Here is an 11,796-nt window from a genome sequence, read left to right on the forward strand (position 1 = left end):
GAGGGACCGAGAAATGAGCGGTCTGGTCATCTTGAGTGGCATCGTCGCGGCAGGCCTGCTGGTCTACCTGGTGGCGGTCTTGCTGCAGCCGGAGAAGTTTTCATGAATGCACATGGCTGGACTTTGCTGGCCGTCTACAGCGTTGTGCTGTGGCTGCTGGCCATGCCGATGGGGCGCTACATCGCCGCGGTGATGGAAGGGCGGCTGCGCTGGGCGGGCCGCATCGAGGCCGGGCTGTGCCGGCTCTGCGGCGTCAAGCCCGAGGCGGAGATGGGCTGGCTGCAGTACGCGCTGGCGCTGTTGCTGTTCAACGGCCTGGGCGTGCTGGCGGTGTATGCGCTGCAGCGGCTGCAGCTGTGGCTGCCGCTGAACCCGCAGGGCATGGCCAACGTGTCGCCCGACTCGTCTTTCAACACCGCGATCAGCTTCGCCACCAACACCAACTGGCAGGGCTACGTGGGCGAAACCACGATGAGCTACCTGACCCAGATGCTGGGCCTGGCGGTGCAGAACTTCTTCTCCGCGGCCACCGGCATCGTGGTGGTGATCGCCTTGATCCGCGGCTTCGCACGGCACTCGGCCAAGGCCATCGGCAACCTGTGGGTGGACCTGACGCGGGCCACGCTGTGGCTGCTGCTGCCGCTGTGCATGGTCTATGCGGTGTTCCTGGCGCAGCAAGGCGTGGTGCAGAACTTCGATGCCTACCCGGTGGTGCACACCCTCGAGACGCAGCACTACGAAACGCCGAAGCTGGATGCCGAAGGCCAGCCCATCAAGGGCGCTGACGGCCAGCCGGTGACGGAGCCGCAGCAGACCCGCGAGCAGACGCTGGCGATGGGCCCGATCGCCTCGCAGGAGGCAATCAAGATGCTGGGCACCAATGGTGGCGGCTTCCTGAACGCCAACTCGGCGCACCCGTACGAGAACCCGACGCCGCTGACCAACTTCGTGCAGATGCTGTCGATCTTCCTGATCCCGGCCGGGCTGTGCTTTGCGTTCGGCCGCATGGTGCAGGACAGGCGCCAGGGCTGGACGGTGGCGGCTGCAATGGGCGTGCTGTTCCTGGTCGGCGCGGTGGCCGCGATGAGCTTCGAGCAGCAGGGCAACCCGCTGCTGGCGCCGCTGGGCGTGGACCAGGGCATGAGCCTGGCCCAGGCCGGCGGCAACATGGAAGGCAAGGAGACGCGCTTCGGCATTGCCGACACCGCCTTGTTCGCCACCATCACCACCGACGCCTCCTGTGGCGCGATCAACGGCTGGCACGACTCGTTCACGCCGCTGGGCGGGCTGGTGCCGCTGGTCAACATGCAGCTGGGCGAGGTGGTGTTCGGCGGCGTGGGCACGGGGCTGTACGGCATGCTGATCTTCGCGATCCTGGCGGTCTTCATCGCCGGGCTGATGATCGGCCGCACGCCGGAGTACCTGGGCAAGAAGATCGAGGCGCACGAGATGAAGATGAGCTCGATTGCCATCCTCGTCACGCCGCTGCTGGTGCTGCTGGGCACCGCCATTGCAGTGCTGAGCCCTGCCGGGCAGGCGGGCGTGGCCAACCCCGGCGCGCATGGCTTCTCCGAGATCCTCTACGCCTTCACCTCGGCGGCCAACAACAACGGCAGCGCGTTCGGCGGGCTGTCGGCCAACACGCCGTTCTACAACGTGCTGCTGGGCATTGCGATGTGGTTCGGCCGCTTCGGCGTGATCGTGCCGGTGCTGGCGATTGCCGGCTCGCTGGCAGCGAAGAAGCGCATCGCCACGACATCCGGCACCCTGCCCACGCATGGCCTGCTGTTCGGCGGCCTGCTGATCGGCATCGTGCTGCTGGTGGGCCTGCTGAACTATGTGCCAGCACTGGCACTCGGCCCGGTCGTTGAGCACCTGGTGCTCTGGAAGTGAGTGAGTTCCCATGACACGCAAGAGCTTTTCATTGTTCGACCCCGCGCTGGCCAGGCCGGCCGTGGTCGACGCCTTTCGCAAGCTGAGCCCACGGGTGCAGTGGCGCAATCCGGTGATGTTCGTCGTCTACGTCGGCAGCATCCTGACCACCGGCCTGTGGCTGCAAGCCGCTTTTGGCCAGGGCGCCACGCAAGGCTCGCCCGGCTTCACGCTGGCGGTGGCGCTGTGGCTGTGGTTCACGGTGCTGTTCGCCAACTTCGCCGAGGCCCTGGCCGAGGGCCGCAGCAAGGCCCAGGCGGCCTCGCTGCGCGGGCTGAAGAAGCAGACCTGGGCCAAGAAGCTGGAAGAGCCGCGCCACGGCTCGTCCTGGCATCCGCTGGAATCGACCGAGCTGCGCAAGGGCGCGGTGGTGCTGGTCGAGGCGGGTGACGTGGTGCCGGCCGACGGTGAGGTCATCGAAGGCGTGGCCTCGGTGGACGAGAGCGCCATCACCGGCGAATCGGCCCCGGTGATTCGCGAGTCGGGTGGCGACTTCAGCGCCGTGACCGGTGGCACCCGCGTGCTGTCGGACTGGATCGTGGTGCGCGTGAGTGCCAACCCCGGCGAAACCTTCATCGACCGCATGATCGCGATGGTCGAAGGTGCCAAGCGCCAGAAGACGCCCAACGAGATTGCGCTGACCATCCTGCTGGTCGCGCTGACCATCGTCTTCCTGGCGGTGACCGTCACGCTGCTGCCGTTCTCGGTCTTCAGCGTGCAGGTGGCCGGCGCCGGCACGCCCATCAGCGTGACCGTGCTGATCGCGCTGCTGGTCTGCCTGATCCCGACCACCATCGCTGGCCTGCTCTCGGCCATCGGTGTGGCCGGCATGAGCCGCATGATGCAGGCCAACGTGATTGCCACCTCCGGCCGCGCGGTCGAAGCCGCGGGCGACGTGGACGTGCTGTTGCTGGACAAGACCGGCACCATCACGCTGGGCAACCGCCAGGCCTCTGCCTTCATCCCGGCGCCCGGCGTGAGCGACGTGGAACTGGCCGATGCGGCCCAGCTCGCCTCGCTGGCCGACGAGACGCCCGAGGGCCGCAGCATCGTGGTGCTGGCGAAGCAACTGCACCCGCTGCGCGACCCCGGCTTCCAGGCCGAAGGCGCTAGCTTCGTGCCCTTCACCGCGCAGACCCGCATGAGCGGCGTGGACCTGCCGGCTGGTGGCAACACGCGGCAGATCCGCAAAGGCGCGGCCGATGCGCTGCGCCGCCACGTCGAGGCGCTCGGCGGCAGCTTCCCGGCGAACCTGTCGGCCACGGTGGAAGACGTGGCCCGCCGCGGCAGCACACCGCTGGCGGTGTCGGACGGTGCCCGTGTGCTGGGCATCATCGAGCTGAAGGACGTGGTCAAGAGCGGCATCAAGGAACGCTTTGCCGAGCTGCGCCGCATGGGCATCAAGACCATCATGGTGACCGGCGACAACCGGCTCACTGCCGCGGCGATCGCCGCCGAAGCCGGCGTGGACGACTTCCTCGCCGAGGCCACGCCGGAGCAGAAGCTCGCGCTGATCCGCCAGCACCAGGCCGAGGGCCGGCTGGTGGCGATGACGGGCGACGGCACCAACGACGCGCCCGCGCTGGCCCAGGCCGACGTGGCGGTGGCGATGAACTCCGGCACCCAGGCGGCCAAGGAGGCCGGCAACATGGTGGACCTGGACAGCAATCCGACCAAGCTGATCGAGGTGGTGGAAACCGGCAAGCAGATGCTGATGACGCGCGGCTCGCTGACCACCTTCAGCATTGCCAATGACCTGGCCAAGTACTTCGCCATCATCCCGGCCGCCTTCGTCAGCACCTATCCGCAGCTGGGCGCGCTGAACGTGATGCAGCTGGCCAGCCCGAACTCTGCCGTGATGTCGGCCGTGATCTTCAACGCGCTGATCATCGTCTTCCTGATCCCGCTGGCGCTCAAGGGCGTGCGCTACCGGCCGCTGGGCGCCGCGGTGCTGCTGCGCCGCAACCTCGCGGTCTACGGCCTGGGCGGCGTCATCGTGCCCTTCATCGGCATCAAGGCCATCGACCTGCTGCTCAGCGCCGCCGGTTGGGTCTGAACTCGAAAGCCATCATCATGAAAAACCTCATCCGCCCTGCCGTCAGCCTGTTCGTGGTGCTCACCGCGATCACTGGCCTGGCGTATCCGCTGGTCGTCACCGCCGTCGCGCAGACAGCCTTTCCCGAGCAGTCCCACGGCAGCCTGCTGCGCAATGCCGCAGGCCAGCCTGTCGGCTCCAAGCTGATTGGCCAGGCCTTCAGCGAGCCGAAATACTTCTGGGGCCGGCCCTCGGCCACCAGCCCGATGGCCAACAACGCCGCCAACTCCGCCGGCACCAACGTCGGCCCGCTGAACCCGGCGCTGGTGGATGCGGTGAAGGCCCGCGTGGCCGCGCTGCAGGCCGCCGACCCGGGCAACACGCAACCCGTGCCGGTGGACCTGGTGACCACCTCGGCCAGCGGCGTGGACCCGCACATCAGCCCAGCCGCGGCCGCGTACCAGGCCGCCCGCGTGGCCCGTGAGCGCAAGCTGCCGCTGGCCAGCGTGCAGGCCCTGATCGCCGCGCACACCGAGGACCGCACACTGGGCCTGCTGGGCGAGCCGCGGGTCAATGTGCTGCAGCTGAACCTGGCGCTGGACCAGCAGCCCGCGTCTTGAACCAAGTCCCCGCTGATGCGATCCTGATGCGCGGCCCCCTATGCTCTGGCAGTGACTGACACCCGACCCGACCCCGACCAACTGCTGGCCCGGCTGCAGGCCGACGAAGCCCAGGCCGCGCGCGGCAAGCTGAAGATCTTCTTCGGCGCCAGCGCCGGCGTGGGCAAGACCTTCGCGATGCTGCAGCGCGCGCAGGACCTGCGCCGCCAGGGCGTGGCTGTGCTGCTGGGCCTGGTCGAGACCCACGGCCGCGCCGACACCGAAGCGCTGGTGCAGGGGCTGGACCGGCTGCCGCTGCGCAGCGTCGAGCACAAGGGCCGCGTGCTGCAGGAGTTCGACCTGGACGCCGCGCTGCAACGCCGGCCGGCCCTGCTGCTGCTGGACGAGCTGGCGCATTCCAACGTGCCCGGCTCGCGCCACCCCAAGCGCTGGCATGACGTGGAGGAGCTGCTGGACGCCGGCATCGACGTCTGGACGACGATGAACGTCCAGCACCTCGAAAGCCTCAACGACGTGGTCACCGGCATCACCGGCATCCGCGTCTGGGAGACGGTGCCGGACCGCATCTTCGACGAGGCCGACGAGGTCGTCATCGTCGACCTGCCACCGGACGAGCTGCTGCTGCGCCTGAAGCAGGGCAAGGTCTACCTGCCGCAGCAGGCCGCCACGGCGGTGCGCAACTTCTTCCGCAAAGGCAACCTGATCGCGCTGCGCGAGCTGGCGCTGCGGCGCACGGCGGACCGGGTCGACGACGAGATGCTGCAGTACCGCCGCAACCGCTCGGTCGCGCCGGTCTGGCAGACCCGCGAGGCGCTGTTGCTGTGCATCGGCCCCGGCGATGGGGCCGACAAGCTGGTGCGTGCCGCCTCGCGCATGGCCGCGCAGCTGGGCGTGCCCTGGCACTGCCTGTACGTCGAGACGCCGCGCCTGCAGCGCCTGCCGGACGCCGTGCGCCAGCGCACGCTGCGGCTGCTGACATTGGCCGAGGAAGCCGGCGCGACGACCGCCACGCTGTCCGGCCGCTCGCTGCCGGAAGAGGTGGTGCGCTACGCCCAGGCGCACAACCTCTCTCGCGTGCTGCTGGGCCGTGACACACGCCGCTGGCCTCGCCCCTGGCGGCTGACGCTGGCTGAAGCGGTGGGCGCGATGGGGCCGGACCTGGACGTGATCCAGATCGCGTTGCCTGCGCGCCAGGACGAACGCGGGGCGCGCCCCTGGTGGGCCTGGGGCACGCCGGCACCCGAGATGCAGGGCTGGCGGCCGTATGCAATGGCGGCGCTGTGCTGCGCGGTGGCCGCGGTGCTGGCGGCGCCGCTGCAGTCGGTCTTCGAGCTGGCCAACATCGTGATGCTGTTCCTGCTGGCCGTGGTGGTGGCGGCCGTGCGCTACGGCCGTGGCCCGGCCGTGATGGCGGCCTTCCTCAGCGTGGCGGCTTTCGATTTTCTCTACGTCGCGCCACGCTTCTCGTTCAGCGTGAGCGACGCGCAGTACCTGCTGACCTTCGCGGTGATGCTGGTGGTCGCGCTGGTCATTGGCCAGATGACGGCCGGCCTGAAGTTCCAGGCCCTGGTGGCCACGCGGCGCGAGGCGCGGGTGGGCGCGTTGTACGCGATGTCGCGGGACCTTTCCGGTGCGTTGATGGCCGAGCAGGTCGCCGAGATCGCCGCGCGTTTCCTGGCCTCGCAGTTCGACGCGCGCAGCACGCTGCTGGTGGCGGACGCGAATGACCGGCTGGTCGCCTCGCAAGGCGTGGAAGCAGAAAAGGCTGTCGACCTCGGCGTGGCGCAATGGGCCTACGACCATGCTGAGGCGGCCGGGCAGGGCACCAACACCTTGCCGGCCGCGGCCATGCTGTACCTGCCGCTGAAGGCGCCGATGCGCATGCGCGGCGTGCTGGCGGTCGCGCCGCAGCAGCCTGCCCGGCTGGTGGGCCCGGAGCAGCAGCGGCTGCTGGCGACCTGCGCTTCGCTGCTCGCGCTGTCGCTGGAGCGCATCCATTACGTGGAGGTGGCGCAGCAGACGACGGTGCAGGTCGAGTCCGAGCGCCTGCGCAACTCGCTGCTGGCGGCCATCTCGCACGACCTGCGCACGCCGTTGGCAGCCATGGTCGGCATGGCCGAGTCCTTGACGCTGCAGCCGCTGCCCGAGCCCGCGCGGCAGGCCGAGCTGGCGCATGCGATGCGCGAGTCTGCGCTGCGCATGCGCTCGCAGGTGCACAACCTGCTGGACATGGCACGGCTGCAGTCCGGCCAGGTGCATCTGCACCGCCAGTGGCTGCCACTGGAAGAAGCGCTGGGCAGTGCCTTGCGGGCGATGGACGGCACGCTGGACGCGCGCCGCGTGAAGGCGCAGCTTCCGGCCGACCTGCCGCTGCTGCAGGTGGACCCGGCGCTGTTCGAGCGCGTGCTGTGCAACCTGCTGGAAAACGCCGCCAAGTACACGCCGCCGGGCAGCCCGCTGGGCTTCGGCGCCGAGGTGGCAGGCGACTGGGTGCGCATCACGCTGGACGATGAAGGCCCTGGCTTGCCGCCCGGCCGCGAGCAGGCCATCTTCGAGATGTTCGAGCGTGGCCGGCGCGAGAGCGCCACACCCGGCGTGGGCCTGGGGCTGGCGATCTGCCGGGCCATCGTCGAGGCGCATGGCGGGCGCATCCGCGCCGAGAATCGGCCGGCGGGCGGTGCGCGCTTCATCGTCGAGCTGCCGCGCGGTGAGCCGCCGCCGATGGTGGCCGACGAGGCCTGGCCCGACCAAGACATCACAGAAGGACCCAGCGCATGAGTGAACCCGTGCCCCGCGTGCTGATCGTCGAGGACGAGGCCGAGATCCGCCGCTTTGTCAGCCTGTCGCTGGAGCGCGAAGGCTTCGAGGTGCACCAGGCCGAGACGCTGGAGCGTGGCCTGATCGAAGCCGGCACGCGCCGGCCCGACATGGTGGTGCTGGACCTGGGCCTGCCGGACGGCGACGGCGTGGCCCTGATCCGCGAGCTGCGCGGCTGGTCCGACGTGCCGGTGCTGGTGCTGTCGGCCCGCACCGGCGAGGCCGACAAGATCGAGGCGCTGGACGCCGGCGCCGACGACTACCTCGTCAAGCCCTTCAGCACCGGCGAGCTGCTGGCGCGGGTGCGCGCCCACCTGCGCCGCCGCGCCACGCCGGCCGCGGCAGGCGCGAACGCGGTTGGCAGCGCGATCGAGTTCGGCGAGGTGCGCATCGACCTGGGCCGCCGCACGGTCGAGCGCGGCGGCGAGGCCTTGCACATCACGCCCATCGAGTACCGGCTGCTGACGCATCTGGCCGCGCACCCGCACTGCGTGCTGACCCACCGCCAGCTGCTGCGCTCGGTCTGGGGCCCCAGCCATGCGGACGACACGCATTACCTGCGCGTCTACATGGCGCAGCTGCGCAAGAAGCTGGAGGACGACCCGGCGCAGCCGCGGCACCTGTTGACCGAAACGGGGATTGGCTACCGCTTCGTGCCTTGAGGCGGCGCGAGTGGGTTGATCAGTCCGCCGGTGTGACCAGCACCTGCACGCCCAGCGCAGCCAGCGCTGGCCACGGGCGGTCGCTCACGAGGGTGTGCACCTGGTGCCACTGCGCCACGCCGAAAGGCGAGACCTTGTCCAGCTTGGTGTGGTCGGCCAGGATCAGCGTGCGCGCGGCCGCGGCGATCATCGCCTGCTTGGTGGCAGCGTCCGCCTCGTCGGTCACGGTGGTGCCCATGCGCAGGTCCACCGAGCAGGCGCCGGGCACCGCCCAGTCGGCCCGGCAGCGGGCCAGCATTTCGCAGGCCGCCGGGCCCCACAGCGCGCGTGACTGCGGCTGCCAGGTGCCGCCGGTCAGCACCAGCTGCACCTGCGGTTCGCGGTCGAACAGCGTGGCCACGTCCAGTGCGTTGGTGATCACCGTCAGCGGACGGGCGGTGAGGGCGCGGGCCAGGCTCAGCGAGGTGGAACCGGCGTCGATGATGACCGTCTGGCCCGGCTGGATCAGCGTGGCGGCGAGCTGGCCAATGGCCTGCTTGGCGCTGACCTGCACGCTGCTGCGTGCTGCGAAGTCAAGCCGCGCGGTGTCCAGGTTGACGGCGCCGCCATGGGTCTTGTGCAGCTTGCCCTGGGCCTGCAGGTCCAGCAGATCGCGGCGGATGGTGTGCTCGGAAACTTCCAGCAGGCGTGCCAGCCCCGGCACTTCGACGCGGCCTTTGGCCTGCAGCTCTTCCAGGATGCGGGCGCGGCGTTCCTCGCTGAACTGCGGCGGGGCAGAAGTCTTGCGGTCCATGCGGCAATTCTAGGCAGCTTGCGGTGGCTTGATTGCTCAAGTATGCTCGTTTAATTGTGAATTTGCTCGATTGAGCGCAAATCTGGAGCTTTGACCGAATGGCCGCCACCCTTGATGCAGGCGCTGCAGCGCCCCGTGCCGAACACCTGGCGATGGCCGCGGTCTTCTTCGCCAATGGCGCCGGCTTTGCCAGCTGGGTTTCGCGCATTCCTGCCGTGCGCGACAGCCTGCACCTCAGCGAAGGCCAGCTCAGCCTGGCGCTGCTGGCGATGGGCGCTGGCGCGCTGCTGGCCTTCCAGCTGGCCGGCCGTGGCATTGCGCACCTGGGTGCGCGGGCGCTGACGCTGGCCACCGGCTTCATGTTTTTCTACGCGCTGCCGCATCCGGTCATCGTCGGCTCGTTGCCGGCGCTGGCGTTTTCGCTGTTCCTGCTGGGCGCGGCCAACGGGGCGATGGACGTGGCGATGAACGCGCTGGCGGTGGAGGTCGAGACCCGCCAGCGCAAGCCCATCATGTCCGGCCTGCACGGGCTGTGGAGTGCCGGTGGCCTGTGTGGGGCGGCGCTGGGCGGTGCGATGGCGCATGCGGACATTTCGCCGTTCTGGCACCTCAGCGGCGTGGCGGTGCTGCTCGCGCTGGTCACGCTGCTGGCGCGCCGCTGGCTGCCGGCCACGCTGCCTGCGCCCATGCCCGAAGGCCCGCGTTTCGCGCGCCCTGAACCAGGCATGCTGGGCCTGGGCGCCATCGTCTTTTGTGCCTTCCTGATCGAAGGTGCCATGGCCGACTGGAGCGCCGTCTACCTGACCGGCACGCTGGGCACCACCGCAGCGGTGGGCGCGCTGGGCTACGCGGCGTTTGCCTTCGCGATGATGGCCATGCGCCTGGCGGGCGACAAGCTGCTGCTGCGCTGGCCGGCGCCCGCCTTGCTGCGCCTGGCCAATGCGCTGGGCGCCGCGGTACTCACCATCGCACTGGCTGCCCAGCAGCTGGGCTTGACGATGGTGGCCTTTGTTGCGGTGGCGCTGGGGGTGGCCACGGTGGCGCCGCTGGCCTTTGGCGCGGCGGCCCGGCGCTCGCACCGCGGCCCGGGTCATGGCATTGCCGCGATGGCGACCATGGGCTATGGCGGCTTCCTGCTCGGTCCGCCGATGATCGGCTGGCTCGCCCACCTTGGCGGCCTGCGTCTGGCGCTGCTGGTGCTGGCGGCGTTGGCAGCCGTCATCTCGGTGCTGGCGCCTCAGCTGGCCGAACCTGCGCCGCAGGCGCAGCCGGCATGAGTCCAGGAGGAAGATGAGGTGCCTGAATTCCGTCCCTTCGCGTTGGCTGCCGGCTTGCCGGAGCAGCAGGCCTCCACCTTTGCGTTCACCGGGGACCGGAAGCCGCGTCTTGCGAGAGCTGGAAAACCGCCACGGCTTGCACCAGTTGCCGGGCCTGGGTTTTCAGGCTCTCGGCGGCAGCGGCGCTTTGCTCCACCAGCGCGGCGTTCTGTTGCGTGGCGCGGTCCATCTGCATGACGGCTTCGCCCACCTGCGTGACGCCGGCACTCTGCTCGTTGCTCGCGGTGCTGATCTCGCTCATCAGGTCGGTCACCCGCCGGATGGAAGAGACCACTTCGGACATCGTGGCCCCCGCCTTGTCGACCAGCGTGGTGCCCTCTTCGACGCGCTCGACGCTGGCTGTGATCAGGCTCTTGATTTCCTTGGCAGCCTCGGCGGATCTGCCGGCCAGGTTGCGCACTTCGGTGGCCACCACCGCGAAGCCGCGGCCCTGTTCTCCGGCACGGGCGGCCTCCACGGCGGCGTTCAGCGCCAGGATATTGGTCTGAAAGGCAATGCCGTCGATCACACCGATGATGTCGGAGATCTTCTTGCCGCTGTCGTTGATGCCCTTCATCGTCTGGATGACTTCTGCCACGACATCGCCCCCCTTGCGGGCGACTTCGCTGGCCAGTTTTGCCAGTTGCTCTGCCTGGCGAGCATTGTCGGCATTCTGTTTGACAGTCGAGCTCAGTTCTTCCATTGACGCGGCGGTCTCCTCCAGTGCCGAAGCCTGTTGTTCGGTGCGTTGCGACAGGTCGTTGTTGCCACTGGCAATCTCCGAACTGGCGGTGGCAACGCCCTGTGCATTGCGCCGGACCGAACCCACCACATCGATCAAAGACGACTGCATGGCGGAAAGGCTGCCCAGCAAGGGGCTGAACTCATCCCTGGCGTGATCGGTGACCGCAACGGTGAAGTCGCCTTGGCGGGCTCGCTCTGCCACTTGCTGCGCCTGGGTGACACGCCGGCGCAGCAGGCGTGCGATGTACCAGGAGAAGCCCATCAGGCCCACGCCGATGGCAGCGACCAAGCCCGCGAGCTGGATGCGAATCGCGTCGGCGGCTTTCGAGATGTCGCCCACCTCGGCAGCCAGCATCTTGCCTTGGCGGGCGCGCTCGGCGCTCAGCCAGTCTTGCATGCGCGCAAACGCCGGAATGGTGCGTAGCATCAAGGTGTCAAAGGCCTGCTCGCGTTTGCCCTCGCGCACCAAAGCGACCGTGGCTTCGGCGGTCGGCCAGGTGATTTTCTGCAGTTGCAGCCAGTCGCGCTCAAACGCGTCCCGTCCCTCCTGCGTCGTGACTTCGCGCAGGTAGGTGTCGTCGTTGTGGGTGATCTGCTTGCGCACGGCGTCGATGTCCCCCAGCGCGGCCTCGGCCTCTTGCGGCGTCTTGACCAGCATGGCCTGGCGAAGGTCCAGCAACGCGCGCGTGACCCCCAGCTCGGTGCTGGCAATGAGTTCGAGCTGCAGTGCGCGCACGATGCCCACGCGATTGGCCAATTGCCCGACCTGCACCAACTGAAACCAGGAACTGACAGCCAGCGCAGACAGCGCGACGATCAACAAGATGGAAACCGCGTAAAGGCGTTTTCCGATGCCTATATTGCTGAGGATGGTCAT

At 69.0% G+C, this 11,796-nt stretch carries 9 protein-coding genes; 7 read left to right on the forward strand and 2 right to left on the reverse strand.

Annotation, left to right across the window (positions count from 1 at the left end):
• The first annotated feature begins 13 nt into the window (after positions 1-13).
• From kdpF to LRH25_RS09255, 6 genes are read left to right on the forward strand one after another with little or no spacing between them, the layout of a single operon-like run.
• Positions 14-106, forward strand: coding sequence for a K(+)-transporting ATPase subunit F (gene kdpF, locus LRH25_RS09230; RefSeq protein WP_141289743.1), 93 nt, complete (start codon positions 14-16; stop codon positions 104-106).
• Complete coding sequence (gene kdpA / locus LRH25_RS09235) at positions 103-1,893, forward strand: potassium-transporting ATPase subunit KdpA (protein ID WP_141289742.1); 1,791 nt, start codon at positions 103-105, stop codon at positions 1,891-1,893. The genes kdpF and kdpA overlap by 4 nt, the downstream gene beginning before the upstream one ends.
• Positions 1,894-1,903: 10 nt before the next feature.
• The gene (gene kdpB / locus LRH25_RS09240) at positions 1,904-3,988 is read left to right on the forward strand and encodes a potassium-transporting ATPase subunit KdpB (RefSeq protein ID WP_141289741.1); all 2,085 of its coding nucleotides are present in this window, start codon (positions 1,904-1,906) and stop codon (positions 3,986-3,988) included.
• 17 nt (positions 3,989-4,005) lie between these two features.
• Positions 4,006-4,587: a potassium-transporting ATPase subunit KdpC gene (kdpC, locus tag LRH25_RS09245; protein ID WP_231011028.1), complete on the forward strand. Its 582-nt coding sequence runs from the start codon at positions 4,006-4,008 to the stop codon at positions 4,585-4,587.
• Between the two features lie 51 nt (positions 4,588-4,638).
• Positions 4,639-7,365: a two-component system sensor histidine kinase KdpD gene (kdpD, locus tag LRH25_RS09250; RefSeq protein WP_231011029.1), complete on the forward strand. Its 2,727-nt coding sequence runs from the start codon at positions 4,639-4,641 to the stop codon at positions 7,363-7,365.
• On the forward strand, positions 7,362-8,066 hold the full coding sequence (locus LRH25_RS09255; protein WP_231011030.1) for a response regulator: 705 nt from the start codon (positions 7,362-7,364) through the stop codon (positions 8,064-8,066). Before kdpD ends, LRH25_RS09255 begins: the two co-directional genes overlap by 4 nt.
• A 19-nt stretch (positions 8,067-8,085) precedes the next feature.
• On the opposite strand, the gene LRH25_RS09260 is transcribed toward LRH25_RS09255, so the two are convergent.
• On the reverse strand, positions 8,086-8,859 hold the full coding sequence (locus LRH25_RS09260) for a DeoR/GlpR family DNA-binding transcription regulator (RefSeq protein ID WP_231011031.1): 774 nt from the start codon (positions 8,857-8,859) through the stop codon (positions 8,086-8,088).
• 98 nt (positions 8,860-8,957) lie between these two features.
• On the opposite strand from LRH25_RS09260, the gene LRH25_RS09265 reads away from it, so the two are divergent.
• Complete coding sequence (locus tag LRH25_RS09265) at positions 8,958-10,136, forward strand: MFS transporter (protein ID WP_231011032.1); 1,179 nt, start codon at positions 8,958-8,960, stop codon at positions 10,134-10,136.
• A gap of 85 nt (positions 10,137-10,221) precedes the next feature.
• Here the strand turns inward: LRH25_RS09265 and LRH25_RS09270 are convergent, their stop codons facing one another.
• Positions 10,222-11,796, reverse strand: coding sequence for a methyl-accepting chemotaxis protein (locus LRH25_RS09270; RefSeq protein WP_141287306.1), 1,575 nt, complete (start codon positions 11,794-11,796; stop codon positions 10,222-10,224).

This window comes from Ideonella azotifigens (genome assembly GCF_021043325.1).
Taxonomy (GTDB): domain Bacteria; phylum Pseudomonadota; class Gammaproteobacteria; order Burkholderiales; family Burkholderiaceae_C; genus Ideonella; species Ideonella azotifigens.

Bases quoted from the DNA above. Each gene is read 5' to 3' on its own strand.
- kdpB (WP_141289741.1), top strand. From the start codon at position 1,904: ATGACACGCAAGAGCTTTTCATTGTTCGACCCCGCGCTGGCCAGGCCG.
- kdpF (WP_141289743.1), top strand. From the start codon at position 14: ATGAGCGGTCTGGTCATCTTGAGTGGCATCGTCGCGGCAGGCCTGCTG.
- kdpA (WP_141289742.1), top strand. From the start codon at position 103: ATGAATGCACATGGCTGGACTTTGCTGGCCGTCTACAGCGTTGTGCTG.
- LRH25_RS09270 (WP_141287306.1), bottom strand. From the start codon at position 11,796: ATGACCATCCTCAGCAATATAGGCATCGGAAAACGCCTTTACGCGGTT.
- LRH25_RS09255 (WP_231011030.1), top strand. From the start codon at position 7,362: ATGAGTGAACCCGTGCCCCGCGTGCTGATCGTCGAGGACGAGGCCGAG.
- kdpC (WP_231011028.1), top strand. From the start codon at position 4,006: ATGAAAAACCTCATCCGCCCTGCCGTCAGCCTGTTCGTGGTGCTCACC.
- LRH25_RS09265 (WP_231011032.1), top strand. From the start codon at position 8,958: ATGGCCGCCACCCTTGATGCAGGCGCTGCAGCGCCCCGTGCCGAACAC.
- LRH25_RS09260 (WP_231011031.1), bottom strand. From the start codon at position 8,859: ATGGACCGCAAGACTTCTGCCCCGCCGCAGTTCAGCGAGGAACGCCGC.